The 24,171-nt window shown below is 68.9% G+C and carries 19 protein-coding genes; 7 read left to right on the plus strand and 12 right to left on the minus strand.

What is annotated here, in order from left to right:
* Positions 1–24: 24 nt before the first annotated feature.
* The 3 genes from NBG84_RS01655 to NBG84_RS01665 are packed head-to-tail and all read right to left on the minus strand — an operon-like array spanning position 25 to position 3,058.
* The gene (locus NBG84_RS01655; RefSeq protein WP_250917390.1) at positions 25–1,320 is read right to left on the minus strand and encodes an ABC transporter substrate-binding protein; all 1,296 of its coding nucleotides are present in this window, start codon (positions 1,318–1,320) and stop codon (positions 25–27) included.
* Positions 1,320–2,156 carry a carbohydrate ABC transporter permease gene (locus NBG84_RS01660; RefSeq protein ID WP_250917391.1) on the minus strand — a complete coding sequence of 279 codons (837 nt, stop codon included), beginning with the start codon at positions 2,154–2,156 and terminating at the stop codon, positions 1,320–1,322. Before NBG84_RS01660 ends, NBG84_RS01655 begins: the two co-directional genes overlap by 1 nt.
* The gene (locus NBG84_RS01665; protein ID WP_250917392.1) at positions 2,153–3,058 is read right to left on the minus strand and encodes a carbohydrate ABC transporter permease; all 906 of its coding nucleotides are present in this window, start codon (positions 3,056–3,058) and stop codon (positions 2,153–2,155) included. Before NBG84_RS01665 ends, NBG84_RS01660 begins: the two co-directional genes overlap by 4 nt.
* 199 nt (positions 3,059–3,257) lie before the next feature.
* Here NBG84_RS01665 and NBG84_RS01670 point away from each other — a divergent pair, with 199 nt between their 5' ends.
* Positions 3,258–4,109: a phosphotransferase enzyme family protein gene (locus tag NBG84_RS01670; RefSeq protein WP_250917393.1), complete on the plus strand. Its 852-nt coding sequence runs from the start codon at positions 3,258–3,260 to the stop codon at positions 4,107–4,109.
* 762 nt (positions 4,110–4,871) lie between these two features.
* Here the strand turns inward: NBG84_RS01670 and NBG84_RS01675 are convergent.
* The 5 genes from NBG84_RS01675 to NBG84_RS01695 form a co-directional block, all read right to left on the minus strand.
* The gene (locus NBG84_RS01675) at positions 4,872–5,372 is read right to left on the minus strand and encodes a hypothetical protein (RefSeq protein WP_250917394.1); all 501 of its coding nucleotides are present in this window, start codon (positions 5,370–5,372) and stop codon (positions 4,872–4,874) included.
* 308 nt (positions 5,373–5,680) lie between these two features.
* Positions 5,681–5,935, minus strand: a complete 255-nt coding sequence (locus NBG84_RS01680) for a hypothetical protein (protein ID WP_250917395.1) — start codon at positions 5,933–5,935, stop codon at positions 5,681–5,683.
* A gap of 227 nt (positions 5,936–6,162) precedes the next feature.
* Positions 6,163–6,537: a nuclear transport factor 2 family protein gene (locus NBG84_RS01685; RefSeq protein WP_250917396.1), complete on the minus strand. Its 375-nt coding sequence runs from the start codon at positions 6,535–6,537 to the stop codon at positions 6,163–6,165.
* Between the two features lie 272 nt (positions 6,538–6,809).
* Complete coding sequence (locus NBG84_RS01690) at positions 6,810–7,532, minus strand: 3'-5' exonuclease (protein WP_250917397.1); 723 nt, start codon at positions 7,530–7,532, stop codon at positions 6,810–6,812.
* A gap of 151 nt (positions 7,533–7,683) precedes the next feature.
* Positions 7,684–8,922, minus strand: a complete 1,239-nt coding sequence (locus tag NBG84_RS01695; RefSeq protein WP_250917398.1) for an SAV2148 family HEPN domain-containing protein — start codon at positions 8,920–8,922, stop codon at positions 7,684–7,686.
* Between the two features lie 345 nt (positions 8,923–9,267).
* Here NBG84_RS01695 and glgX point away from each other — a divergent pair, with 345 nt between their 5' ends.
* Together glgX and treY are read left to right on the plus strand one after the other, a co-directional pair.
* On the plus strand, positions 9,268–11,400 hold the full coding sequence (glgX, locus tag NBG84_RS01700; protein ID WP_250917399.1) for a glycogen debranching protein GlgX: 2,133 nt from the start codon (positions 9,268–9,270) through the stop codon (positions 11,398–11,400).
* Positions 11,401–11,518: 118 nt separating this feature from the next.
* The gene (gene treY / locus NBG84_RS01705; RefSeq protein ID WP_250917400.1) at positions 11,519–13,852 is read left to right on the plus strand and encodes a malto-oligosyltrehalose synthase; all 2,334 of its coding nucleotides are present in this window, start codon (positions 11,519–11,521) and stop codon (positions 13,850–13,852) included.
* A 105-nt stretch (positions 13,853–13,957) separates the two neighbouring features.
* Here treY and NBG84_RS01710 read toward each other — a convergent pair whose 3' ends face one another.
* The gene (locus tag NBG84_RS01710) at positions 13,958–14,509 is read right to left on the minus strand and encodes a DUF1707 and FHA domain-containing protein (protein ID WP_250917401.1); all 552 of its coding nucleotides are present in this window, start codon (positions 14,507–14,509) and stop codon (positions 13,958–13,960) included.
* A 426-nt stretch (positions 14,510–14,935) separates the two neighbouring features.
* On the opposite strand from NBG84_RS01710, the gene NBG84_RS01715 reads away from it, so the two are divergent.
* From NBG84_RS01715 to NBG84_RS01730, 4 genes are all read left to right on the plus strand, one after another.
* A complete protein-coding gene (locus NBG84_RS01715) occupies positions 14,936–15,835 on the plus strand; it encodes a GNAT family N-acetyltransferase (protein ID WP_250917402.1) in 900 nt (299 codons plus the stop codon).
* A gap of 269 nt (positions 15,836–16,104) precedes the next feature.
* Positions 16,105–17,733 carry an SDR family oxidoreductase gene (locus tag NBG84_RS01720; protein ID WP_250917403.1) on the plus strand — a complete coding sequence of 543 codons (1,629 nt, stop codon included), beginning with the start codon at positions 16,105–16,107 and terminating at the stop codon, positions 17,731–17,733.
* A gap of 318 nt (positions 17,734–18,051) precedes the next feature.
* Entirely contained in the window at positions 18,052–19,797 is a 1,746-nt protein-coding gene (gene treZ / locus NBG84_RS01725; protein WP_250917404.1) for a malto-oligosyltrehalose trehalohydrolase, read from the plus strand.
* 43 nt (positions 19,798–19,840) lie between these two features.
* Positions 19,841–20,833, plus strand: a complete 993-nt coding sequence (locus NBG84_RS01730; RefSeq protein WP_250917405.1) for an aldo/keto reductase — start codon at positions 19,841–19,843, stop codon at positions 20,831–20,833.
* A gap of 113 nt (positions 20,834–20,946) precedes the next feature.
* On the opposite strand, the gene NBG84_RS01735 is transcribed toward NBG84_RS01730, so the two are convergent.
* The 3 genes from NBG84_RS01735 to NBG84_RS01745 form a co-directional block, all read right to left on the minus strand.
* Entirely contained in the window at positions 20,947–22,071 is a 1,125-nt protein-coding gene (locus NBG84_RS01735; protein WP_250917406.1) for an aminopeptidase P family protein, read from the minus strand.
* Between the two features lie 105 nt (positions 22,072–22,176).
* Positions 22,177–23,127 carry a DUF1444 domain-containing protein gene (locus tag NBG84_RS01740; protein ID WP_250917718.1) on the minus strand — a complete coding sequence of 317 codons (951 nt, stop codon included), beginning with the start codon at positions 23,125–23,127 and terminating at the stop codon, positions 22,177–22,179.
* Between the two features lie 242 nt (positions 23,128–23,369).
* On the minus strand, positions 23,370–23,993 hold the full coding sequence (locus tag NBG84_RS01745) for a nucleoside/nucleotide kinase family protein (RefSeq protein ID WP_250917407.1): 624 nt from the start codon (positions 23,991–23,993) through the stop codon (positions 23,370–23,372).
* Positions 23,994–24,171 lie beyond the last annotated feature (178 nt).

The raw sequence follows: 24,171 nt of genomic DNA on the forward strand, positions 1-24,171 counted from the left end.
CGTGCAACTAGTTGGCCCCCAGGCTCAGCGCTGATATCTCGCCAGTACCAGATTCCCGTCCTTGACCAGCCGCTTCTCCAACTCGTCGAGGTCGATGGCACCGCTGTAGAACTCCTGGTACGCCGGGGTGGCCACCTTGTCCTTCCACTCCGGATAGCCCCGCACCGATGGGGCGGGGGCCGACCGAAGCCCCTGGGCGAGTGCCACCCCCACGGCCCAGCCATCGCGCCGCACCCGCAGGGACGGGTCCGCCAGCGCAGCCGTGCCGGTGGGGAGCATCCAGTCGCCCCGGGCGAGCCGGACCATATTGCGCGGCTGGAGCATATGGTCGACAAACCGCATGGCCTCCCTCTTGTGCGGGCTGTCCTCGGCGATGGACAAGGTCTGCGGGCTCACTCCCTGCACGGCCCCCGCATCGCCCACCGGAGCCGGCAGCACGGTCCAGTCAAAGCCGGGTGGAGCCTGCTGCACGATCTGCTGGCGGTAGGAGAACCCGAGCGGGACCATGGCGTACTTGCCGCCGAAGAGCCCCGGGAGGGTGTCCGACCCTCCTATGCCCAAGGTGCTGCGGGAGGCGGTTCGGTCCGTGTTGACCTGGTCGTGAATGGTTTCCGGCACCACCGCGTCCGCCGCCGTGAACCCGACCCTCACCTTGCCGTCGGCACGGCGGTGAAAGAGCTGGCCGCCGGCCGACAGCCCCAGATTGAGGGTGACCGACACCGGTTCCTTGAGCGGCCAGGCGAGTGCGTACTTCCCTCGCCCCATAGCGGCGGTGATCTTCTTGGCCACCGTACGGAACTCAGGCCAGCTCCAGGGTCGCTCCGCGGTGGGAATGCGTACGCCGGACGCCTTCAGGATCTTTTGATTGGCGATCAGAACCCGGGGTTCCTGGAGGAAGGGGACGCCGTAGACGCCCTTGCCGAAGGTCACCGTCTCCCAACTCGGGGTGGGGATGTCGGCCCGCAGCCGCTCGGGTAGTAGCCCACTGAGGTCGGCGAGATAGCCGCCGTAGGCGAAGTCAGCGAGATCATCGGAAGCGTCATGGATGATGTCCGGAGCTTCGCCGCCCTCAAATGAAGTGAGCAACTGGTCGTGGACGCTGTTCCAGCTGCCCTGGACGTACTGGACCTGAACATCGGGGTTGCGGGCATTCCACTCCCTTACCAGCTCCCTGTTGGCGTCGACGGACTCCTTCTGCCAGGCCAGCGACTGGAAACGAAGGCGGATCTTTCCCGAGGCGCTTCCGCTGTCCTCCCCACCCGTGCAGCCGGCGAGCAGGAGCGTCAGGATGGCGATGAGTGCGAGAATCCGTACCCGCATCAGGACTTCACCGCCCCCGCCAGCATTCCACCGGTGATACGTCGCTGAATCACCGCGAAGACCACCAATGAGGGGATGGTCGCCAGAAAGGCCGCGGCGGCGAGCGGGCCCAGATCGGCAGCGCCCTCCGCGCCCAGGAAATGAGTCAGCACGACCGGCAAGGTCTGTTTCTCCGGGGTTTTGAGCAGGACGAGCGCGAAGAAGAACTCGTTCCATGCGGTGATGAAAGCGAAGAGGGCCGTCGCGGCGATTCCGGGTGCGAGCAGTGGAGCGGTGACCGAGATCAGGGTACGGAGTCGGCCAGCGCCGTCGACGGCCGCCGCCTCCTCCAATTCACGCGGTACGGCCCTGACGTATCCGGCGAGCATCCAGAGCGCGAAGGGCAGCGACCAGACGACATAGACCAGGACCAGCCCCGACAGTGTGTTGATCAATCCCAGATTCTTGAGCACCAGAAAGAGCGGAATGATCAGCAGGACAAAGGGGAACGCCTGGCTGATCACTACCCAGCCGGTGGCGGCGGTGGAGAGTCTGCTGCGATGACGGGCCATGACATAGGCCATCGGGGTGGCGATGGCCACGGCGATCACGGCGGCGCAGAGGGCGGCGATCAGGCTGTTGGCCGCGGCTTGGAGCAGTGGCTGTTCTGCAAAAGCCTGCCGGAAGTTGCTCAGGGTGGGGTCCTGGGGAATCCAGGTGGGGTGCAGTGAGCCCAGTTCCCTGGCCGGCTTGAATGCGGTGGAGATCAGCCAGAGAAAGGGGAAGGCCAGAAAGACGAGATAGCCGAGCAGTGCGAGGTACTGCCCCGCCCTGGCGACCGTGCTGGTGCGGTTCATCGCTCCTCCTCTCCCTTGAGCCGGCCCACCAGATAGACGGCGAGCAGCACCGAGATGACGGCGACCATGACACAGCCCATGGCGGCCGCGTAGCCGAACTGGCCGTAGCGGAAGGCCTCTTCGTAGGCGAAGAGCATCGGCAGTCGGGTGCGTCCACCGGGGCCTCCGTTGGTGAGCACATAGACCAGGGCGAACGCGTTGAAGTTCCAGATGAAATTGAGCGCGCTGATCGCCAGTGCGATGGGCTTGAGGGCCGGCCAGGTGACCGTCCAGAACCGCCGCCAGGCGTTTGCGCCATCGAGGGCGGCTGCCTCATGGAGTTCGTGTGGGGTGTTCTGGAGGCCGGCCAGGAGGGCGACCGCGGTCTGTGGCATACCCGCCCAGATACCGACGATGATCACGGCGGGGAGCGCGGTACCGAGTCCGGTCAGCCAGTCACGGCCGTCTCCGAGGCCCAGATCGCGGATGGTCTCGTTGAGGATGCCCGCGTCGGGGTTGTAGACCAGTCGCCACATGATGCCGACGACCACCTCGGGCATCGCCCACGGAATGATGGCCAGGGCGCGAGCGAGCCACCGCAGTCGCAGTCTCTGGTCGAGGAGCAGGGCCAGACCGAGTGCCAGCACGAACTGCGGGACGGTCACTCCGACGGCCCAGAGCAGTCCGATGCCGAAGGAGTCCCAGAAGAGGGTGTCGTGGATCAGGTCGCGGAAGTTGAGGGTGCCGATCCATTCGGTGGGCTCGGTCCGGCCTGCCTGGGAGTCGGTGAAGGCGAGGGCGATTCCGTAGAGCAGTGGGCCCACGCTGAGTACCAGGATCGGGATCAGGGCGGGGAGAACCAGGAACCAGGCCCCGTGGTCCAGATGTTTCCTGGACCTTGGGGCCGTGCTCGCCGATGTCACAGATTCAACTCCTTCAGCGCTTTTGACGTTTTTAGGGAGGTTGATCCTGATCTATTCCGAACAACGGCTTCCGTCATCGTGCTGATCGCCCAACGCTTCGTCAAGGAGGCCAGAGCGTGGATGCAACACTTTGGCGGGTTAGAACCGGTGTGGCTGGTGGGACACGTGACCAGCGGAACAGAGTGGAAGAGGCACGGCGATGGATGAGACACGGGCACGGGAGGTGCTGGCCGCGGCAGGGGCGGCCGCCGATGCCACGCTGTTGGCGATGGGTGAGAACGCGGTCTTCGCCTCGGGCGATGTGGTCATCAAGGTCGGCCGGTCGGATGAACTACTGGGCCGCGCCGAGCGCGAGGCGGCAGTGGGCGCGTGGTTGGCGGAGGCGGGAGTGCCCGCGGTACGGCCCGCCTGGCCCGGGGCCCGGTTGGTCGATGGCCATCCGGTGACGGTGTGGCACCGTCTCCCGGAAGCGGTGCGCCCCGCGGAGCCCGCGGATCTGGCCCGGCTGCTGCGGCGGGTGCATGCGCTGCCCGCACCGGGATTCGCACTGCCGCCGCGCGAACTCCTCGGCGGTGTGGAGCGATGGTTGCGGCTGGCGGGTGAGGCGATCGACCCCGAGGACGCGGAGTTCCTGCGGCAGCGCAGGGATGGCTTCGCCGAGGCGTCGGCGGCGCTCACACCCCATCTGCCGCGCGGGCCCATCCACGGGGACGCGCTGCCGCGCAACGCTCAGGTAGGACCCACCGGTCCGGTGCTGCTCGACCTGGAGACCTTCGCGTTGGATCTCCGGGAGCACGATCTGGTGGTGATGGCACTGGCCAAGGACCGCTATGGGCTGCCGGCGCGGGCGTATGAGGGGTTCACCGAAGCGTACGGCTGGGATGTGCGCGAATGGGCGGGGTGTGAGGTGTTGCGGGGAGCGCGGGAGACTGCGAGCTGTGCCTGGGTGGCGCAGCACGCCCCAACCAATCCCAGGGCGCTGAAGGAGTTCCGCCGAAGGGTGCGGTCGCTGCGCGAGGGCGAACCGGAGGTCCGCTGGTACCCGTTCTGACAGGGGCGCCTTCACCCGTTCGCCTTCACCCTCTCGCCGAAGGACGGGATGCGCCGCAAGGCGCCGCCACTCGCCGCGTAGGGGGAACGGCGTCTGGCCGCCGGGGCTGTGAAGCGCACAGCGTTTGGGCCCGGCGACGGAGGGGGCGACGGCCAGAGGCGGCCGTCCGGTGCCGCCGCGGACGTCGGGGCTGTTCACTCCCTGTCGGCGTCAGCTCGGACAGGGTCCAGGCTGTGGGTCAGGACGACTCCGCCCCCGCGGTCCTGACCCACAGCCGCTCTTCTCCCCTGGAGTTCCCATGGCGTTTCCCGTGGTGTTTCCCGTGCGGTTACTGGACGCACCGGTGCGTCGTCGTTGGTTCTGGACACACCGGTGCGTTCGGCGCCTCGCCGTTCGGACCCGCTGCGATGTCGGGAGCCGTCGTGCGTCGGCCGGACGGAAGGAAGGCCTGTCGCTGGCGTCGCGCGAGTGTCGCCTCACCTTCTTGGAACGGTGCGGCGCCGCACGCGCGAAGTCGTTGTGCGATGCCTCGTTGTGAAGAGGGGCCAGGGGACCCTGAGTCGGGGCGACGGTGTGGCGCGTAGGAGCTCTTGGCGTCGCCCGGGTGACGGGCGGGATCGGGGTGGAGACCCGCAGGTGTGCGCCCCGGTCGGACGCCGCATCAGACAGCGGTCATGGGGTCGCTTTCCTCGCGCAGCCCACTGCCGTCACCAGCCGGGATGTGGCTCGGCCGCTGGTGAGCCGAAGCCGGACTGACCCTCATCAGCCCAGCAGGTACTTGGTGCGGAAGCCACTCACGGAGCAGTCAAGGGTGTTCTGGGTGTTGGTGTAGGTGAAGCCGGGCGGCACCGAGCACGCCCAGATTCCCGACTGGGGTGTGCGAAGCAGGTACTTGGTGCGGAAGCCGCTCACGGAGCAGTCAAGAGTGTTCTGTACGTTGCTGTAGGTGTAACCCGAAGGCACCGAGCAGGCATAGATGCTGTCCGCTGGCGGCTGAACGAGATACTGGGTCCGGAAGCCTGACCCTCCACAGCTCAGTGTGTTCTGTGCCTTGATGTAGATGTAGCCGGCCGGAACGGAGCAGGCCCAGAACGCCGAGGCAGCCCCGACATCGGCCGTGGCCGCAACACCACCGCTGCCTACGGCGGATTGCTCGGAGGGGGGTGCCGAGGCCGACGCGGTGGTCGGAACCAGCGCGGCGGCCAGCATCACAGCCGCAGAGCCGCTACCGAGCAGAAGCGTACGAAGTCTCGATCTGATCATAGGGAAAGCACTCCTAGTTGGTTGCGTTTCGGACAGAACCAACGGATCAGGCGATCGGATCCGTCCCGCGCACCGACCGCCGTAGAGCGTGCGTTCGAATGGTCACAGTTGTACTGCCCGCCGACAAGAGCGTCCCAGGGCTTCAGGTCCGTTTCGGTCGTTCTGAGCAACCACCCATCTACGTATTCGCAGGTGGAACCAGATCGTGGTGTGCGGCACCTCGGCCGAAAGAGCACGACCCACCCAAACGGCCTGGTGACAATCCACCCCACGCGGTGCATCCCCGCGTGCCTGGCCGTCCAACTGGTTCATCCCAGTCGCCCGACAACGCCGGCGGCCACGCCGCCCATCAGCTCGACACAACCGACGTCGACGATGCCGACGCTGGTGTCGAGGCCGATGCCGATGTCTTCGGCTGGTCGGCACAGCGGCCCGGGCGGGCGGTGGCCGACAGGTATGTGTGGTGGCCCGCAGGTACGACGGGTGGAGAACACCGGCTGCCCCAAGGGCCGTGCCGCCGCACCGAGGATCGTCCGGCGGCCCTCCGGCATCCTGGACGACAACGCATCGAGCAGGCCTCATGGCCCGACGCTTTGGTGCTTGCTCTCGCCAGCAAGCGACGGACGGCCCAGAGCGCACCTGACGCGAGAGCGACCGGCCTACCCGTGCCATGCCGGGAACAGCGCCGCCAACCGGACCTCGGCGATACGGCGGACAACGCGACCCATGCCCCGCCACGCAGGCCAAGGCCAGGCTGGATATGCGGGGTGCGGTGTCGGGCGTACGGTCGTTAGGGGGCGTCGCGGACCGCTGCGAGGTCGAAGTAGTCCCGCCAGGCGACGATGAGTCCATCGCGGATCTCGAAGACGCCCACCACCGGGATGTCAACGGCCTTGCCTGTACGCGGTGTCACCGAGTCGGTGCGCTCGTTGAAGATCACATCGCCGCGGGGGCTCACCGCCTGGTGGTGCACGGTGAAGCGCATGGAGGTGAATCGCTCCAGGAACTGCGCGAAGTAGGCACGGATGCGCTGCTGTCCGACGATCGGTTCCAGGGGCATGCTGTGGTAGACACCGTCCTCGGCGAAATACCCCGCGAGCTCGTCCGGGTCCAGACGGTCAAAGGCCGCCAGGAACGCGTCGACCACCTGCTCGGCGTTGCTCATATCCGTCCTCCCCTTCCCCGGTGGGAGGAAACGCTACCCGCACCCTCTCCCCGTTGGATCGCTATCGGGCCACCGAGGAGGGCACCACAACCAGCTACCAGGGGAGAGTCAACCCACAACCAACGAGGGCGACACCGGTGAACCAGGCTCCGGTGTGACCATCGGTCGGTGCTCCCGGCAGACGGGCCGTTGGACGGTGGGGCCCGTGTGGTGGAGGGTCGCCGGCAGTGGGTTTCTGGGCCTGGAGACCGGCGGCCGGACCCGAGCGGCCGTCATCTGGTCGCCGGAGTGAGGTCCCGTAGCGGCCAGGACGTATCGATCGAAGCGTCTGCTGTGCCCTTGCGGCGTAGGAACTCCTGGAAGTCCTGTGCCCACTGGGCATACCAACGCACCTGGTGCTGATGCAGCTCCTCGGGATCGAGCTTCGCGACCTGTGGGTGCCGCCGCGCCAGCGCCCTCGCCACCCGCACCGCGGCCACCGCGTCCGCTATGGCGTCATGGGCGCCATCCAGCGGTGTCCCGTACTCGGCGGAGACGGCTTGCAGCGTTCGTTTGCCCTTGCGGAAGCGGTCCACCGCGCGATCGATGGTGTACGGGTCTATCACCGGGCCTATGGACCGCCCGTCCAAACGATCGCTCAGCGAGGGCAGATCGTGCCGTCGTAGCTCGGCGGCGAGCAGGGTGAGGTCGAATGCGGCGTTGTACGCCACCACCGGGATGCCACGCTGCCAGTGGCCGCAGAGCGTCCGCGCTATCTCATCCGCCACTTCGGGCGCCGGACGGCCCTCCGTCGCCGCCCGCTCGCTACTGATGCCATGGATAGCGGAAGCCTGCTCCGGAATGTGGACCCCGGGGTCCGCGAGCCAGAAACGCAGCTCCAGCGGATCGCGCTCCCCCACCTGGACGACCGCCGCCGTCACGATCCGCGCCTCTAGCGGATCGGTCCCCGTCGTCTCCAGATCGAAGCCGACCAACGGTTCCCCATGCCAAGCCATCGTGGCCCCCTCCTGTGTGCTGTGGTGCTCTCCCCCACTGGAATCCCACCTTGGCATGGGCCACTGACAACGCTGCCGGGAGTAGGCCCGAGGACCCCCGCCGAGGGTGGAAGCGGTCTCACCGCAGCCGACGGGCCCCGCCCCCGGTGGCTCAGGAGACAGGTCGCGAGTCGGCCCATACCGACTCGAACTCCTCGCGGTAGGTCTGGAACAGACCGTGCTCCCCTTCGGCCCCGGGTCTGACCACACTGCGGCTGCCGCCCCGCAGGACCAGCACCGGTGCCTCCATACCGCGGGCCTTGCGAAGATATGTCTGCACCACGGCCACCCCGTCCGGTCCGTCGCCGTCCACCAAGTAGGCGGTGAAGCGAGGGGTCTCGTCGAAGACCTGGATCTCGAAGGCTCCGGGGTCGCGCAGCCGGGAGCGCACTCGTCGCATATGGAGGATGTTCATCTCGACGGTGCGGCTCAGCTCGCCCTTTCTGATGCCGAGCTCGCGTTCGCGCCGCTTGACCGCGCTGCTGGCGGGGTTGAGGAAGAGGAGCCGGATCCGGCAGCCCGACTCGGCGAGCCGGATCAGTCTGCGGCCGGAGAAGTTCTGTACGAGGAGGTTCAGCCCGATGCCGACGGCGTCAAGGCGCCGGGCACCGCCGAAGAGGTCCTCGGCGGGGAGCTGACGCTGGAGGCGTACCCGGTCGGGATGGACGGAGACCACATCGGCGTAGCGGTCTCCGACCAGGTCTTCGACCGCGTCCACCGGGAGCCGGTCGGCAGAGGGGACTCCGGCCGCGCCGCTGCCGAGGATGTCCAGCAGTCGGGCCGATGCCCGCTCGGCCTGGGCGAGGACCGCCTCGTTGAGCGCGCGGTTGCGCGAGACGACGTTTCGCGCGACCTCCAGCTCGTCGAGCGCCAGTTCCACATCACGCCGATCGTCGAAGTACGGCTCGAAGCAGGGCCAGTGCTGGACCATCAGCTCACGCAGCTGCGGCAGGGTGAGAAAGGAGAGGACGTTGTCGTCGTTGGGGTCCAGGAGGTATCCCTTGCGGCGCGAGATCTCCCGTACCGCGACGGCGCGCTGCACCCATTCCTGTCCGGCGGGGCCTGCCGCGGCCACCACCCAGTCCTCGCTGCCGTGTACGGGTTCGTAGATGGGCCGCAGCACCCCGGCCACCACGGCGCGCAGCCGCTGTTCCACCAGATTGAGCCAGATGTAGGCCCGCCCCGCCCGCTGGGCGCGCGTACGGACCTCGCTCCAGGCGTCGGCGTCCCACTCCAGCTCGGCCCCGATCTCCATGGGCCTGGCGAGCGAGACCGCACCGGGCGGCACCTCGGCGGAGCCCCCCTCATGACTCGCGTCACCGGGGGGTAGCTCCAGCCCTCCAGAGCTCACCCACGCACCGCCTTCCGTCCCCACCCAACGATCAAGGAAGACTACTCGCCAAAGGGGACGGGGTGCAGCCGGATGGACTCGCTCCTTTCTCAACTCCCTTGTGCCGTGCCCGGGTTCTCACTGGCGAGATCTGCCGTAGTGAGCTGATTCATAGCGGTACGACCCCGCTCCTCCTATGGGCGACGACGGAGAACCCGATGTTGACGGTGGATGCAACCGCGTCGCCCGCCGCTTCGGGAGGGTGGCCCAGCGATACTTTCAGGGAAATTTCGGACCAAGCATCCCTTTTAGGCTTGGCCGAATCCAAACGACCATTGCCGGAGCGGACGCGGAAGGGTCATATCCATGCAGGTCTGGCCAGGACAGGCATATCCCCTGGGTGCCACCTATGACGGCGCCGGCACCAATTTCGCGGTGTACTCCGAGGCGGCGCGGCGCATCGAGCTCTGTCTGCTGCACGACGACGGGTCCGAGACGGCGGTGGAGCTACGGGAGACCGACGCCTTTGTGCGGCACGCGTATCTACCGGGGGTGATGCCGGGGCAGCGGTACGGCTTCCGGGTCCACGGCCCGTACGCGCCGGAGCGCGGCCACCGCTGCAACTCGGCCAAGCTGCTGCTCGATCCGTACGCACGTGCGATGAGCGGCGGTGTCGACTGGGACGAGTCGGTGTACGGCTATCACTTCGACCGTCCCGAGTCCCGCAATGATCTGGACTCGGCGCCGCACACCATGGCCTCGGTCGTGGTCAATCCCTATTTCGACTGGGGGGACGACCGTTCCCCGCGCACCGAGTACCACCGCACGGTGATCTACGAGGCCCATGTGAAGGGCCTCACCATGCTCCATCCGGAACTCCCCCAGGAACTACGCGGAACCTACGCGGCACTGGCACATCCCGCGGTGATCTCCCATCTGACCGAACTGGGCGTGACGACGCTCGAATTGATGCCGGTGCACCAGTTCATCCACGACCATCGGCTGGTCAACGCCGGACTCCGTAACTACTGGGGCTACAACACCATCGGCTTCTTCGCCCCGCACAATGCGTACGCCTCCTGGGGAGACCGGGGCGAACAGGTGCTGGAGTTCAAGCAGGCGGTTCGAGCGCTCCACCAGGCGGGGATCGAGGTCATCCTCGATGTCGTCTACAACCACACGGCTGAGGGGAACGAGCTGGGTCCGACCCTCTCCTTCCGGGGTCTGGACAACGCCTCGTACTACCGGCTCGACAAGGAGGACCGCCGCCTCTACACGGACACGACCGGTACGGGGAACTCGCTGCTGATGCGCAGCCCCCATGTACTCCAGCTGATCATGGACTCGCTGCGGTACTGGGTGACCGAGATGCATGTGGACGGTTTCCGCTTCGACCTGGCCGCCACCCTCGCCCGGCAGTTCCACGAGGTGGACCGGCTCTCCTCGTTCTTCGATCTGGTGCAGCAGGACCCGGTGGTCAGTCAGGTGAAGCTGATCGCCGAACCGTGGGACGTGGGCGAGGGCGGCTACCAGGTGGGGAACTTCCCCCCGCTGTGGACCGAGTGGAACGGCAAGTACCGCGACTGTGTCCGCGACCTGTGGCGCGGTGAGCCAAGGACGCTGGCCGAGTTCGCCTCCCGGCTCACCGGCTCGTCCGATCTCTACCAGGGCGACCGACGGCGCCCGCTGGCCTCCATCAACTTCGCCACCTGCCATGACGGCTTCACCCTGCGCGATCTGGTGTCGTACGACGAGAAGCACAACGCGGAGAACGGCGAGTCCAACCGCGACGGCGAGAACGACAACCGCTCGTGGAACTGCGGTGTCGAGGGCGAGAGCGAGGACCCGGAGGTCCTGGAGCTACGAGAGCGGCAGATGCGCAACTTCATCGCCACCCTGATGCTGTCCCAGGGCGTGCCGATGCTCAGCCACGGCGATGAGTTCGGGCGCACCCAGGGCGGCAACAACAACGCGTACTGCCAGGACAACGAGATCTCCTGGGTGCCGTGGCCGAAGCCGGGAAGCGATGACGCCGACGGCGAGGGGTCACTGCTGGCTTTCACCCGGGCGATGGTGTGGCTGCGGCGGGACCATCCGGTCTTTCGGCGCAGACGGTTCTTCCAGGGCCGTCCGGTCGAGGGCACCCACGATGAGCTGACCGATATCGCCTGGTTCACCCCTGAGGGTGAGGAGATGACCCAGCGGGACTGGCAGTCCAGGAACGCCCGGGCCCTGTCGGTGTTCCTCAACGGGCATGCCATCTCCGAACCCGGGCCGCGGGGCGAGCGCATCAGGGACGACTCCTTCCTGCTGATGTTCAACGCGAGCGCGGCGGAGCTGGACTTCGCCGTGCCCGTCAACCACGGCGCCCGCTGGCGGATCGTGGTGGACACCGCCCGCGCTGAAGGGGTGCTGCCCTCCGGGGGTGCGGAGGTCGCCGCCGGGGAACGGGTACCGCTGGTGGGCCGGAGCCTGGTGGTGCTGCGCCGCCCGGCGTAGCCCAGGGTCCTGGCCGCCCGCACGGCGTCGAGGACGGAGGTCCTGGGCGAGGCCGCGTCACCCACCCGGCGGCTACCGCCATGACACAGAAGCCGCTCGGGCGGGTACGTAGGCCTCCATGACGCCCCGTGCCACCTATCGACTCCAGCTCCAGCCCGCGTTCCCCTTCGCGTCCGCCGCCGCGGCCGTGCCCTATCTCGCCTCCCTCGGGATCTCACATCTGCATCTCTCACCGGTGTGGGAGGCCGTTCCAGGATCGACGCACGGCTATGACATCACCGACCCCACCCGGGTACGGGAGGAACTGGGCGGTGAGGACGGGCTGAGGGCGCTCGCGAGCACCGCGCGCCAGCACGGCCTCGGGCTCGTGCTGGATCTCGTGCCCAACCACATGGCCGCGGTGCCGCAGTACAACAGGGCGTTCTGGGAGGCGCTGCGCGAGGGGCCGTCATCGCCCTACGCCCGCTGGTTCGACATCGACTGGGAGGCGGGCGGGGGGCGGGTACTGCTCCCGGTGCTCGCCGGGCCGATCGGGGCCGAGATCAACGCGCTCAAGGTCAAGGACGCCGCCCTGCACTACGGCGAGCAGCGCTTCCCCCTGCGGGCGGGAACCGAGGGCCTGCCGCTGCCCGAGTTGCTGGACGCCCAGTGGTACCGGCTGGGCTGGTGGCGACTGGCGCGCACCGAGCTCACCTACCGAAGGTTCTTCACGGTCTCGGAACTGATCGGAGTGCGCGTCGAGGACCCCGGGGTCTTCGACGCCACACACAGCAAGGTGCTCGAACTGGTCCAAGACGGTGTCGTGACCGGGCTGCGTATCGATCACCCGGACGGGCTCGCCGATCCGGAGGCCTATCTGCGGCGGCTGGACACGGCGACCGGTGGGGCCTGCTGGACGGTCGTGGAGAAGATCCTCACCGGTGACGAGCGGCTTCCGCCGAGCTGGCCGGTGGCCGGCACGACGGGGTACGACTCCCTCAGACGGATCGACGGCCTCTTCACCGACCCGGTGGGTGCGCAGGCACTGGCCGCCCAGTTCCGCGGGTTCGCGGACCCCGCCGGCGATCGCGGCGGCTACTGGGAGCCAACGGTCCGGCGCGCCGCCCACCGGGTCGTCAGCGAGGAACTGGCCTCCGAGACCGCGGCGCTGACCAGGCTCGCGGAGCGCGTCTGTGCCGAGGACATCACCCTTCGGGACCACGCTCCATGGGCGCTGCGGACAGCCGTGCGTGAGCTGCTGGTGCGGATGCCGGTCTACCGTCCCTACGGCAAGGGCGGCGAGGATGTCCTCACCCTGCGGGCCGCCGCCGGTGCGAAGGCCGCGTTCGCCGTGCCGCAGGAGTCCAGGGCCGTGGACTTCGTACGGAGCCTGGCCTTGGGGCGCCTGGGCGACAGCCCGAACCGGATCGCCTTTCGGGAGCGGTTCGCCCAGACGTCGTCAGCGCTGCGGGCCAAGTCCGTCGAGGACACTGCCTTCTACCGCTATACGCCGCTGATCTCGGCGAACGAAGTGGGCGGCGATCCCGGACAGCCCACGATCAGCGCGTTGGAATTCCATGGGCACTGCGCCCGGCTGGCGCGTGACTGGCCCACCAGCGGCACGGTTTTGACCACCCATGACACCAAGCGCAGCGCCGATGTCCGGGCCCGGATCGCCGTGCTGTCCCAGTGCCCGGAGCGATGGGAGGAGTTCCTTCGACAGATCACCCTGGAGGCGGCCGACCAGGAAGGCGGGCGGGCGCCCGATCGGCAACTGGCCTGGGCCGCCTGGCAGACGGCGGTCGCCGTCGGCTTCCCCGCCGCGCAAAGACTGCGATCCGCGCTGGTCAAAGGCGCGCGCGAGGCCGCGCTGCACACCAACTGGACCGAGCCGAACGAAGCCTACGAGAAGGCCGTCGGCGACTTCGTGGACGCCGGTCCGGCCGGTCCCCCGCTGCACTCGGCGGCCCTCTTCGCCCGGGCGCTGGCCCCCCACGCGCGGGCCAACGCGCTGGGCTCGACGCTGCTCCAACTGACCATGCCTGGGGTGCCTGACCTCTATCAGGGCACCGAGCGCACCTATCTGGCGCTGGTCGATCCGGACAATCGGTCCCCCTTCGAGGAGGGCACGCCGGATGAGAAGACCGCGCTGACCCGGGCCGCGCTACGGCTGCGCTCCGAGCGCCCGGAGGCCTTCGGGGCATCGGGGACGTACACACCCCTGGAGGTGACGGGCCGGGCAGCCGAGCACTGTGTGGCGTACTGCCGTACGGGACAGGTGGTGGCGGCCGTCACCCGGCTGTCGCTGCGGTTGGAGCGGGCCGGCGGCTGGGGGGACACCGAGGTCACGCTCCCCGAGGGACTCTGGGTCGATCTGCTGTCGGCGGGGCGGAGGCTGACGGGGGGTCCGATGCGGGCGGCCGATCTCTTCGGGCCGGGGCCGGTGGCACTCCTGGTGCGTGCGGAGGGGTGAATCCGGGGCGCGACGCTGTTCTGAGGCTGCTGGCCGCGGCTGGCACCCGACGGCCACCAGCCCAGCCAGCTAGCCACCAGCCCAGTGAGCTTGCCATCCGGCGAGTCAGCGGGCCGTCAGCCGGAAGCACATCTGGCCGAAGCCGACCATGTCACCGTCGCGGACCGGCACCATGCCCGTCACCCGCCGTCCATTGACGAGGGTGCCATTGGTGGAACCCAGATCACGCAGCATCCACCCCCTCTTCTGGAAGGTCAGCTCGGCGTGCAGCCGCGAGACGCTCTCATGGCTCAGCCGCAGCCCGTTGCCCGGGTCCCGGCCTATCCGCAAGGGGTAGGGCCCGGGCTCCGGGAACAGCAGCGGCGGCAACTTCTCGGCGTGCCAGGCCCGTCGGAGCCGGACGAAGAAGGCGGACACACCGCCGACGACACCGATCACCCGGTGGGAGAGATTCCCCTCGGTGTACAGATCCGCGGTGAGGGCCTGCAAATCCTCGGGGCGGCTGGCGATCAGGGCCAGTTCCATCCGGCGCAGGAAGGTGTCATGCGACAGCTTGCCCTCGGCCGCGCCCTCTCTGAGCACACCGACGACACGATCCCGCTCGGCGTCGGACAGACGCACGGGAGCGGAGTATGTGGGGAACTCGGGCGACGTCACATTCCCAATTGTCCGCGGACAGGCGGGAGGTGTCCAGAACAACGGATACGACGACCTCCAAAGCCGCTGATCACCTCGTAGGTCGGGGTGCGAGACGGGCCGGGTATCCGGGGCGACCGGATCCGCGAGAGGGCGTTCCGGGGCCCGGGCCCCGCCGATGGGTCACCGGTCTTCCGCTCCTCAAGACCGTCCGGCCGCCCGAACCCGCCCAGGGGGCGCTCCGGGCGACGCGCGCCTCGTCGAACCCGAGAATGTCGCTGGACGGATCACCAGTGGGAGGGTTACCTTGCTCGCAACGCCTAGGACCTGCGGAAAGGAGGCGAGTGCCGTGTACACCCATCACCTCTCGCGCTCCCACCCCGTTCGCCCGGCGTTCGCAGTCTGACCGGGAGCGCTTCGCACGCATTTCCTCCCGGAGGCTCTTCCATGACCGATCTGGTCATCCGCGCGCTCACCGAGCGCGACGCACATCTCTTTGACTCCCTGCCCGACCCGCTCGGTGTGGGCAAGGCGCTGTCCCATGTCACCTTTCGGCCCGAATGGCAGCGGGTCGCCCTCCGCGACGGCAAGGTCGTCGCACGAGCCGCCTGGTGGGGCGGCCCCGCGGACACCAGTCCCCGCAATGTCAACTGGCTCGATGTCGCCGATGGGGAGGAGGCCGCGGGCGCGGAGCTGCTGCGCACCTCCCCCTATTCGGTGGAGTATCTGCTGATCCTGCCCGTGGGCTGGCGCGATGACCCGATGTACGCGGCGGCCGGTGAGACCCGGCTGAGGGTCGCACGGGCCGCGGGCATGAGCGTCCTCGTGGAGCGCTATCAGTACCGCTGGACCCCCGAGTGCGGTCTGCCGGAGCGGCCCGGGCGCCTGGTCTTCCGGCCCGAGCCGGATGACTCGGTGGTCCTCGACGTGCTCCGCCGGGTCCACTCGGGAACGCTCGACGCGCATGCCCTGCTGGCCATCGCCGAGGGCGGCCTCGATCAGGCGGCCCAGGAGGAACTGGACTTCTTCCACTGGTGCCCGTCGCCACGCGAGTGGTGGCAACTGGCGTACACGCCCGAAGGCGAACTGGTCGGCCTCCATATCCCGGCGCATATCCCCGCCGGGCCCTGTATCGGCTTCATCGGTGTCGTACCGGAGCAGCGCGGCCACGGATACGCCTACGACCTGCTCGTGGAGTGCACCCAGGTGCTGAGTGAGCACGGCGCCGAGTTCATCGCGGGCACCACCGACCAGGGCAACTTCCCCATGGCGGCGAACTTCGCCCGGGCAGGCCATCCGGTGGTCCAGGAACGCATCCATCTGATCCCCGGCCCTTCCGTGGGGTAGGCAGGGCCGCGCTCGGCGCGCCGGACCAACCGTTCCCGGGGAGAGCCCCCGCGGCCTACCGGACCTTGGGGGCTGCCCCGGGTGTTCCGCCCGGAAGCGGCGGACGGCGGGTGGGGTGGTCGTTGTCTCCGGCCGTCTGCCGACCCCGTCCGCCGACGGCCCACACATGGAGGGAGCCCTCCGGGGGCAACCGCAACCTGCGTCGGCCAGCCGCCCGGAGGGCGAGCGGCGGACCGATCGCTGAGGATGGGAGCCGGAGGGAGACGTCCATGACGAAGAACGGTTCGAAGGACCAGGCGGGGCCGGATGACCCCAAGGGCCCTGGAAGGCGCCCCACCGCGACGGACTCGGCCGACTCACCCGGCACGGAACACACCAGAGGAGAGCCGCAGGACGAGTCGGGACCCTCGCTGCGCTGCCTGGTGACCGGCGCCACCGGCTACATCGGCGGTCGGCTGGTGCCCGAACTGCTCGCCGTGGGTCATTCGGTGCGCGCTCTGGCCCGCTCCCCCGAGAAGCTGCGTGACCACCCCTGGGCGGAGGAGGTGGAGACGGTCCGGGGCGATGTGCTCGACGCCGATTCGGTACGGGACGCCATGCGCGATATCGATGTGGCGTACTACCTGGTCCATGCCCTGGGCACCGGGTCCGACTTCGAGCGCACCGACCGGGAGGCGGCTCGGATCTTCGCCGAGCAGGCCGCGGCCGGCGGAGTGCGCCGGATCGTCTATCTCGGCGGTCTGACCCCCGAAGGGGTACCGGTCGAGACGCTCTCCCCCCATCTGCGCTCCCGGGCCGAGGTCGGCCGGATCCTCCTCGACTCCCCGGTACCGGCCACCGTGCTCCGCGCAGCGGTGATCATCGGGTCTGGTTCGGCTTCTTTCGAGATGTTGCGCTATCTGACCGAACGGCTACCGGTGATGGTGACACCCAGTTGGGTACGGACCCGGATTCAGCCGATCGGGGTAAGGGACGTGCTCCGCTATCTCGTCGGCTCGGCGCAGATGCCCCCGGAGGTGAACCGCACCTTCGATATCGGCGGCCCCGATGTCATCACCTATCTGGACATGATGCGGGGATACGCGGCCATCGCCCAGCTGCCCCGGCGGCTGATCGTTCCGGTGCCGGTGCTCACCCCCAGGCTGTCGAGCCACTGGGTGGGCCTGGTCACCCCCGTACCCCACTCCATCGCGCGCCCGCTGACCGAGTCGCTGCGCCATGAAGTGGTCTGCCGGGAACACGACATCGCCGAGTACGTTCCGGACCTGCCGGGTCGGCCCTTCGGCTTCCAGCGGGCCCTCACCCTCGCGCTCCAACGGGTCCGCGACGCCAAGGTGACCACCCGCTGGTCATCCGCGTCCCTACCGGGAGCGCCCAGCGACCCCCTGCCCACCGACCCCGACTGGGCCGGTGGCAGCCTCTACACCGACCGTCGGGAACTGCTCGTCGACGCCTCGCCCGAGGCGCTCTGGCGGGTGATCGAGGGCATCGGCGGGGACAACGGCTGGTACTCCTTCCCCCTCGCCTGGGCGGTACGGGGCTGGCTGGACCGATTCGTCGGCGGAGTGGGGCTACGGCGGGGGCGGCGGGACGCACAGCGGCTGCGGGTGGGTGACTCCCTGGACTTCTGGCGGGTCGAGGAGATCGAGCCGGGCCGACTGCTACGGCTGCGGGCGGAGATGCGGCTGCCGGGCCTCGCCTGGCTGGAGATGCGCGCGGACCAGGACGACCAGGGCCGCACCCGCTACCGGCAGCGGGCGCTGTTCGCCCCACGGGGATTGCTGGGACACGCCTACTGGTGGAGCGTGTCGCCCTTCCATTCGGTGGTCTTCGGCGGAATGGCACGCAACATCGCCCAGGCGGCGGCCAAGGGGATGGCCACGCGCAAGGCCGGCTGAGGCGAGCCAGGGCGCTTTCGCCCACCGGTCGCCGACCTGTGGGCAACGGTCGCTCCTCGCGCGCCACGCCGGATGTCCATGGCTCCCGGTCACCCATCAGGGGGCGGCTGCCGTACGTATGTTCACAACGGAGCCGTCTCAGGAGCGCCGCGAGGCGCATCGGGGCCCCGGTGGTGCCGCGCCACGACCTCAATGGGCGCAAGCGCACCCATTGAGGCCCGGTCAGTTGCCAGGATGGATTCCGGAGCGGGCGTGGCCGGGTTTCGCCGGCTGCTCGTCCCGGCCAGAAGCGGTGCCGACGATGAGAGGACCCCGCCAGTGCTGTTCGAAGTGTGGGCGCCGCAGGCAAAGGGACGGGTTGCGCTGTGGCTGGAAGGCGTCGAGCGACCGATGGCCCGGGTGGCAGGGCGCGCGGGGTGGTGGAGCAGTGAGGCAGCCGCTCGCGATGGGGCCCGCTACGGCTTTGCGCTGGATGGCGGACCCGTTCTGCCCGATCCTCGCTCACGTCGGCAGCCGGACGGCCCGGACGGGCTCAGTGCGGTGGTGCTCCCGGACTCCTACGTATGGCGCCATGGGTGGCGGGGGCAGGACCTGCGCCATGCGGTGTTCTATGAAACGCACATCGGCACCTATACGCCGGAGGGCACCCTGGATGCCGCGGCCGCCCAGCTGGGTGAACTCGTCGAGTTGGGGATCTCCCACATCGAGCTGATGCCGGTGTGCCCCTTCCCCGGGGTGCACGGCTGGGGCTATGACGGGGTGGCGCCCTACGCCGTCCATGAACCGTACGGTGGACCAGCGGCGCTCAAACGCTTCGTCGATACCGCTCATGGGCACGGCCTCGGTGTGGTGCTGGACGTGGTCCACAACCATCTGGGCCCGTCGGGCAATCATCTGCCGTCGTTCGGACCGTACTTCACGGACGCCCATCACACTCCCTGGGGCGCGGCGGTGAATCTGGACGCTCCGGGTTCGGACGAGGTGCGCGCCTATCTGCTGGGCAGCGCTCTGGCCTGGCTGCGGGACTACCGGCTGGACGGACTGCGGCTGGACGCGGTGCACACGCTCGCCGACGACCGGGCGCTGACCTTCCTCGAAGAGCTGTCCACGGCCGTGGACACCCTCGCCGGCGAGCTGGGCCGGCCGCTGTTCCTGATCGCCGAGTCGGACCGTTGCGACCCTCGGACGACGGCGCCGCGCGAAACCGGCGGTATCGGGTTGCACGCCCAGTGGAACGACGACTTCCATCATGCGCTGCACACCGCGCTCACCGGTGAGTCCCAGGGCTACTACCGGGACTTCGCCACCGCCCCCCTCGCGGCCATCGCCAAGACACTCACCCACGGCTTCTTCCACGACGGCACCTACTCGACCTTCCGGGGCCGGACGCACGGCCGGCCCGTGGCAGTGGCCACAACACCCGCGCATCGCTTCCTCGGCTACGCCCAGACACATGACCAGATCGGCAACCGCGCCCTGGGCGACCGTCTCTCGGCGTCGCTCTCCCCGGGCCTGCTGGCGTGCGCCGCCGCGCTGGTGTTGACGGGGCCGTTCACACCGATGTTGTTCATGGGCGAGGAGTGGGGAGCGCGTACGCCGTGGCAGTACTTCACCGACCACACCGATCCGGAACTCGCCGCGGCCGTTCGGGAGGGAAGACGCCGGGAGTTCGCCGCGCACGGGTGGTCAGCCCAGGAGATCCCCGACCCCCAGGACCCGGCGACGCGCAATCGCTCCTGTGTGGACCGCTCCGAACGCGATCGGGAACCGCATGCCCGACTGCTGTCCTGGTATCGGGAGTTGATCGCCCTGCGCCGCGCCGCACCCGATCTGGCCGACCCCGATCTGGCGGCGGTCAAGGTCGTGTACGACGAGGAGGCGCGCTGGTTGGCGGTACGGCGGGGCGAACTGAGGATCGTGCTCAATCTGTCGAGCGAGCCGGTGGCGATCCCGCTCGGGCGCGGCGGACGGGTGCTCGCGAGTTGGGATTCACCACGGCCACCCGGTTCGGACGGGTTGTTGAGGCTGGCTGCGGAGTCCTGTGCGGTACTGGCGGACTTCTGAAGGCACTTGGCTTGGAGTGCGCTCCACCTCCTAGGGTCGGTCCATGAAGCAGCGGAATCTGGGCCGGACAGGTCTACGGGTAAGCGAGTTGTGCCTGGGCACCATGAGCTTTGCCGACGATGCGAGCGGGCACCCCGTGCTCGATGCCTTCGCCGAGGCGGGTGGCACCTTTGTCGACACCGCCGACATGTACGACCGCGGTGGTTCCGAGGAGATCCTGGGGCGCTGGCTCCAGGGGCGCCGCCGGGACGACCTGGTGATCGCCACCAAGGTGTGGGCCACCATGGGGGACGCGCCCAATGACGGCGGGCTGAGTCGCAAACACATCGTCTCGGCCGTGGAGGCGAGTCTGCGGCGGCTGCGCACCGACTACATCGATCTGTACCAGGCGCATATCTGGGACGCCACCACACCGATCGACGAGACGCTCTCGGCGTTGGACGCGCTGGTGAGGTCCGGCAAGGTCCGCTACCTGGGGACGAGCAATGTGACGGCGTCACAGTTGCAGCGCTCGCTCGATCTCGCCCGACGGCACGGCTGGGAGCCGTATGTCTGTCTCCAGCCGCTCTACAACCTGCTGCGTCGGGAGACGGAGTGGGAACTGCTGCCGCTCTGTGCCGAACTGGGAGTCGGGGTGATCCCCTACCGGCCTCTCGGGGGCGGCTGGCTGACGGGGAAGTACCAGCGCGACATGGAGTCGGCGCCGGCGGGCTCGCGCGAGGCCTACTTCCAGGAGCAGTCGGGCACCAAGGGCTGGCGGGGGCAGGACACGGAGGAGACCTGGCGGGTGATCGACGCCGTTCGGGAGGTGGCGGCGGAGACGGGACACAGCATGACGCAGGTGGCACTGCGCTGGCTGCTGGAGCGGCCCGGGGTGACGGCGCCGATCATCGGGCCCCGGACAGTGGAGCAGACGGTGGACAACCTGGGCGCGGTGGGCTGGGAGTTGACGGATGAGCAGTCGACTCGCCTGACCGAAGCGAGCGCGCGTCCACTGCCGTATCCGTACGATCTGCTGGCCCAGTTGGGCGACTGACGGGGTGGTCGGCCAGGGGAGTACGGGCCCCGCGATACGACCGGCCCTGGTGCTGAAGCACGTACCGTCGCGAGGAGGTCAGTCGGGTCGGGACAGTTGGGTCGGGACAGCCCTTAGCTGACGATGGCCATGGCGTGATCCGTGTTGTTGAGCCGGCGCCCACCGTCATCCGTCACCGTGACGATGTCTTCGATCCGGACCCCGAACCGGCCCGGGAGATAGATTCCAGGCTCCACGGAGAAGCACATCCCCGGTACCAGGGGCTGCTCCTCGCCCTCGATCATGTAGGGCGGCTCATGGGTGGTCACACCGATGCCATGGCCGGTGCGGTGGATGAAGAGATCGCCGTACCCGGCTTCGTCGATGATCTCGCGGGCCGCCCGGTCCACCTCCTGGCAGGCCACACCGGGAAGCACCGCGGCGAAGCCCGCCTGCTGCGCCTCGCGGACGACATCGTGGATGTGCTGCTCGGCGGGGGACGGCTCGCCGACATGGACCGTACGAGAGGTGTCGGAGCCATAACCGTGCTTGAGGCCGCCGAAGTCGAGGACGACCATGTCACCGGCGCTGATGGTCCGGTCGCCGGCCTCATGGTGGGGGTTGGCCCCGTTGGGCCCTGAGCCGACGACCGTGAAGTCCACCTGGGAGTGGCCGAACCGCAGCAGCAGAGCGGCCAGATCGGCGGCCACCTCGGTCTCCTTGCGGCCGGCGAAGGGCACCTTGAGGATCTCCTCATAGGCGGCGTCGGCGGCGGCGCCCGCGGCGGCGAGCCGTTCCAGTTCAAAGGCGTCCTTGACGGCGCGCAGCATGGGCAGCGCCTCGGTCAGCGAGACATAGGAACTGGCGGGCAGCGCGTGCTGGAGTCCCAGGAGATGCAGGGCCCAGGTGTTGTCGCTGACCCCGAATCGGCCGCCGGATGTCAGGAGGGGGGCGGTGACGGCGTAGGGATCATGGCCGTCGGTCCAGTCCCTCAGCCTCAGCGCGGCGGCGCCCGGGGCCTGCTCGGCATCAGGCGCCTCCAGGGTGGGGACGACGAGCACCGGGTCCCGGCCCTCCCTCAGGACCAGGACGGTGAGCCGTTCGGTGGTCGCCGTGGGCCTGTAGCCGGTGAGATGGACCAGATCGGGGCCGGGCGCGACCAGCACACCGGCGAGTCCCGCCTGCGCGGCCAGGTGGGCAGCGCGGGCCATCCGGGCCCGGTAGTCGGCCGCGGTGAAGGGCGCGGGCGTGGTGGACATGTGCCCATACTCCCCCTCGCCGGTGGGGGACGCGACCCCGGCTGCGCCCGTCACCGCGGCCGCCGTCCAGGGGTCCACCCGGGTGCGCCAGGGTCCCCGACCGCCTCAGTCGTCGTCGGCCACCAGCCGCTCCAACAGCGCCCGGAACTCGTCGCCGACCACGATCCGCAGCCCGTCGCCGTCCTCCTCGCTGTCGCTGAGCTGGGTGAGCTCGCCATTGCGCCACCAGTAGACATAGGGGCTGATCGCGCCGGGGGTATCGGTGTACCCGGACGCGGCGAAGGAGGCCATGGCGTTGAGCGCGGGAATCACCCGGGTGTCATGGATGACATGGAAGGCGAGTTGATGGCGGAAGGGCATCGCGACCAGGGCGCCGTCGCTGGTGAGGGTGTCGCCGGTCGACTCCCGCACGACGCTCTCCAGCGCCAGGACGCGGCTCGCGGTGTAGAAGGAGTCACCGAGGATGACCTCAAAGCGCATTCCGTCGTCGCCCTTGACGGTCTCATGGGCCTCGATGGGTAGTCCGCGGAGGTTGTAGAGGGACTGCTCCCGCAGATAGCGCAGGTCACCGAGGGGTTCAAGCGCCTCGTCGGTGAGCATCATGACGCTCTCCGGAAGATCGAGCGCGATGATCTCGTGCAGTCCGGGGGCCAGCGTGCGCGCATAGTGGAAATTCCGGGGGTCAAAGCCGTCGGAGCCCAGGACCCGGGGATAGAGCTGGGCCCGGATCTGCTCGGTGGAGAGGGTGTCCAGCGCGGAGGGCGCGTCCATGGTGCGCAGCACCATGCCGACATGGCGGCGGACCAGCTCGGGCCAGGAGCGCGGCCCGCGATCGTCGTTGTGCAGCACGGCGGCCAGGTTGGCCAGACCGAACTGGCGGCCTGCGCTGTCGGAGACCGCGTCCGCGAACACCGTCACCTCCAGGCCCTGCTCGGCAAAGGCCTCCCGCACCTGCGCACGGAACCGCGAGCCCTCGTCAACGGAGAAGTAGGGAAACTCGGCGTCCCGGGGCGCATCCTGTCGATCCCGCTTCGGCCCTCGCCGGAACAACCCCACATCGACACCTTTCGTCCGTGCCTCTACCCAGCTGGTCCCTGCCGCCGATCCCTGCCCGCTTTCGAGCCTACTCACCGGGGCTGACACACCTCATCGGGAGGGGCCGCCGGAAGAGCCAGCCCGCCAGGGCAGGAATACGCCGCCCGCGGTCACCGCACCCGGCACTGGCTGAACCAGGACCCATGGGCGAAAAGCCGTGCGCCGTCTCCCGCTGGGACGGGAACTCGGCGATGCCGGGGCGCTCAGGGTAGCGATACGACCAGGTCGGCACGGTCCCTGCCGAGCATGACCAACCGGGCGTTGGACTCATCGGACACCCGCGCCCAGCGCTCGGCCTCGGGGCGCTCCCTGCCGTATCGAACGTGCCGGTCGATGAGCCGGCGTACGCGCGTGCCCGGGTCCAGCTCCAGAAACCAGGCCTCATCGAGGAGTGGACGAATGTTCGCCCAGGGGCCCTGGTCATGGAGGAGGTAGTTCCCCTCGGTGATGATGAGCGGGGTCTCCGCGGTGACCGCGATACTGCCCGCGATGGCCTCCTCCAGCTGCCGGTCGAAGGCGGGCGCATAGACGGTGGAGCCCTTGACGGGGATGCGCAGCCGGGTGAGCAGAGCGGCGTAGCCGTCGGGGTCGAAGGTGTCGGGGGCTCCTTTGCGGGCCGCGCGCCCCAGCCGTTGCAGTTCCGCCTGGGCGAGGTGGAACCCGTCCATCGGTACGAGGACGGCGCGTCCCTCCAGGGCGTCGGTGAGGTGGGCGGCGAGCGTGGACTTACCCGCCCCGGGAGCTCCCGCGATCCCCAGCACCCGGCGGATTCCGGGAACCGCGAGGGCGCGGGCTCGTGCCAGCAGCTGGGGCGGGAGGGTCTGCATAAGGGGCATTGTCGCACCACGGTGCCGCCCTGTGGTGATACGTATAACGCACCGATGTGGAGTCATGCCGCCGATGCCGGTCCCGCGGCCGTGTCCGGTAGGCGGCCCTTTGATCCCCGGGGCGGCCGATGGCCGTGAACGAGCAGCGCGGCGTACCGTTCGCGCGACTGTTCGGGTA

This window comes from Streptomyces albipurpureus (genome assembly GCF_023701525.1).
Taxonomy (GTDB): Bacteria; Actinomycetota; Actinomycetes; order Streptomycetales; family Streptomycetaceae; genus Streptomyces; species Streptomyces albipurpureus.

Coding starts and splice junctions, on each gene's coding strand:
- NBG84_RS01660 (WP_250917391.1), bottom strand. CDS start 2,156: ATGAACCGCACCAGCACGGTCGCCAGGGCGGGGCAGTACCTCGCACTG.
- NBG84_RS01735 (WP_250917406.1), bottom strand. CDS start 22,071: ATGTCCACCACGCCCGCGCCCTTCACCGCGGCCGACTACCGGGCCCGG.
- NBG84_RS01715 (WP_250917402.1), top strand. CDS start 14,936: ATGACCGATCTGGTCATCCGCGCGCTCACCGAGCGCGACGCACATCTC.
- NBG84_RS01685 (WP_250917396.1), bottom strand. CDS start 6,537: ATGAGCAACGCCGAGCAGGTGGTCGACGCGTTCCTGGCGGCCTTTGAC.
- NBG84_RS01670 (WP_250917393.1), top strand. CDS start 3,258: ATGGATGAGACACGGGCACGGGAGGTGCTGGCCGCGGCAGGGGCGGCC.
- NBG84_RS01720 (WP_250917403.1), top strand. CDS start 16,105: ATGACGAAGAACGGTTCGAAGGACCAGGCGGGGCCGGATGACCCCAAG.
- NBG84_RS01675 (WP_250917394.1), bottom strand. CDS start 5,372: ATGATCAGATCGAGACTTCGTACGCTTCTGCTCGGTAGCGGCTCTGCG.
- treY (WP_250917400.1), top strand. CDS start 11,519: ATGACGCCCCGTGCCACCTATCGACTCCAGCTCCAGCCCGCGTTCCCC.
- NBG84_RS01730 (WP_250917405.1), top strand. CDS start 19,841: ATGAAGCAGCGGAATCTGGGCCGGACAGGTCTACGGGTAAGCGAGTTG.
- NBG84_RS01690 (WP_250917397.1), bottom strand. CDS start 7,532: ATGGCTTGGCATGGGGAACCGTTGGTCGGCTTCGATCTGGAGACGACG.
- glgX (WP_250917399.1), top strand. CDS start 9,268: ATGCAGGTCTGGCCAGGACAGGCATATCCCCTGGGTGCCACCTATGAC.
- NBG84_RS01655 (WP_250917390.1), bottom strand. CDS start 1,320: ATGCGGGTACGGATTCTCGCACTCATCGCCATCCTGACGCTCCTGCTC.
- NBG84_RS01745 (WP_250917407.1), bottom strand. CDS start 23,993: ATGCAGACCCTCCCGCCCCAGCTGCTGGCACGAGCCCGCGCCCTCGCG.